Origin of the sequence: Peribacillus sp. NPDC097675 (genome assembly GCF_050277655.1) — a bacterium.
GTDB lineage: Bacteria > Bacillota > Bacilli > Bacillales > DSM-1321 > Peribacillus.
This window is the reverse complement of sequence record NZ_JBNNSK010000027.1, coordinates 1-2430: the sequence shown is the minus strand read 5'-3', so window position 1 is coordinate 2430 and position 2430 is coordinate 1. Positions and strand designations below refer to the sequence as shown.

Annotated in this window: 1 rRNA gene and 1 pseudogene; both read left to right on the top strand. The window is 33.2% G+C overall.

Annotated features, from left to right (window positions below):
• Positions 1–92, top strand: a 5S ribosomal RNA gene (gene rrf / locus ACQKL5_RS21275); the annotation flags it as partial.
• A gap of 1021 nt (positions 93–1113) precedes the next feature.
• Positions 1114–1716 (top strand): annotated as a pseudogene (locus ACQKL5_RS21270) (NUDIX hydrolase).
• Positions 1717–2430: the final 714 nt, after the last annotated feature.

Genomic DNA, 2430 nt, shown 5'->3' with positions numbered 1-2430 from the left:
ACACCCGTTCCCATTCCGAACACGGCAGTTAAGCTCTTCAGCGCCGATGGTAGTTGGGGGTTTCCCCCTGTGAGAGTAGGACGCCGCCAAGCTATTTAAAAGGTCAGCCATTGTGCTGGCCTTTTTTGCGTTCCAAGATAATAAAATGAAAGGGGGTTGCATTTTCTAGGGGCTATCTTGTATTAATGTGTAATAGATCGCGCCTGGTTATCTTTTACACCGGAAAGTATGCGTTTAATCTGTAACAGTATAAATCTCGTAATTAAAGTATAATAAGCCCGAATGTAATATTGTTTTGCACAGGAAAGCTACTAATTGTTCATCCAACCTTAAATTACTTGCCTTTTTTAGATTGAACATTTTAAAAAGACGATTGATGTACTATTCCTTTAGTCAAAGCATAGACTTTTCAAGTGAAATAATTATGACTAATAGCTTTACTACTTAACTTAAAAATATTGTCCAAGATGGGACAGTAACTGGCTTTTCTTAAATCCAGGAACTAAGGATTTAAGATAGCGTCAGAATAATAATTCAACTAATTGTTTTATAGATTATATTATTGTCACATTTTGATTCTAGGGTAATAAGTAAATGTACCACTCCCTTCCCCCCCCACTGATATTTTATAAGCTCGAAAGTCTAACTGTTTAAATTCATTTAGCTATATTAAAGGTAAAGGATGATTTAAAAATGTACGGAGTAAAAGGAGCTTGAAAATGTATCTCCAAGCTCCTTTTTGCTATAGATGTTTAAATGAAGCAATTTTTCATCTTAACTTTGAGTAATAAGTGTCTTCTTGAAACCTTCTGTACTTATTAAAAGTCCTCAAAACACACCAAATGGAACTGAATAGGTAGCAGGTCCATCAATAAAGATAAAACTTGAAATAAATCCAGTTATAAATATTAACGCAAAATATAATATTTCTCGTTTTTTCTTTATAAAAGGCTGTTTTCGTAAAGATTGTTGCTTTAGATGAAAAGGGTAATCTAGATTGAAGTAGCTTATTGAAAAAACAGAGCAGGTTAGTTCTAAAGTTTAATGTCGGGATTAAATGTGTTAATAGTGATGAAATTGGAATGGAGGCAAGCTTATATGGAACCCAAATGAATTGAGTGGGCAAAACAACTACAATCGATTGCTCAAGCTGGTTTAACATATTCTAAAGATATATATGACGTGGAGAGATTTGAACAGATCAGAAATATTAGTATCGAAACAATGTCGCAATATACCAATTTGGATAAAAACAGCATAAGAGATTTATTTGCCAGTGAAACTGGATATGCAACTCCAAAGGTTGATATTAGAGCTGTTGTATTTAGAGATAATAAAATTTTATTGGTAAAGGAGAAAAGTGATGAAGCTTGGGCTTTACCTGGTGGGTGGGGAGACATAGGATTAACGCCAAGTGAAGTCGCTGTCAAAGAAGTAAAAGAGGAATCAGGTTTTGAGGTGAATGCTATAAGATTTTTAGGTGTACTAGATAAAAAGTGCCATCCACTTCCCCTATCTCCTTACCATGTTTACTAAATGTTTATTCAATGTGAAATTATTGGAGGACGTCCGATTGAAGGAATAGAAACTAGAGAAGTGGCGTTTTTCTCTTTAGAAGAACTAGCTTTATTGTCAAAAGCACGAAATACTGAATCTCAGATTAAATGGGTATTTAAACATTTACATAATTCACGAGAACCTGTCTATTTTGATTAATTACCTTAACTTGTAGGTATGGAAGTGATATCCAAAAGATTAAGTTTAACATTCACGGAGGGAGGTTACCGTTTATAAAAAGATCTCTCTGTACAAGACGTTCTTTTAAAAGGCTTTGTATATCTTCTAATTAATGCAGCTTAGGTAGAGGAAAAGTCAATTAGGTAGACATTATACGTAGAATAGGCTGTCTTGATTCATCCTACTATGTTAGCAACATAAAGAATCCAACTGAGTGCTTTGATAAAGGAGAAAGCGAACTCTTCTAACAAATTGAATAATTTCTAGGGTTCTAGTTTCTAAATGATCATATATAGGAAAAGGCGGCATCAGGTCTTTAAATAAGTCGGAGGTAGTTGCAATTCAATATGTAAAAGTACACTTCATAATAAGGAAAACTTTATTTATAACATGAGATTTGATTCTTTTAAAGAAAATTATTGCCAACAACCAATAAAATTTGAAAGCAGGAGCGTACATCTGAGAATAGATATATTGCGATTATAATTGAACTTATAAATAAAGATTTATATTATACTTAAATGTGTTGACTTTGAACGAGGAAAGGATTAATATAAATAAGCACCAAGTAAACAAAACTTCATTCGCTTTTGGCTGTTCGCCAGAAGAAATAACACAAAAAAAGCTATTGACTTCTTATAAAAGAAATGGTAAGATGAAATGGTCGCTGAGAAACAACGGCGATTAAAAATT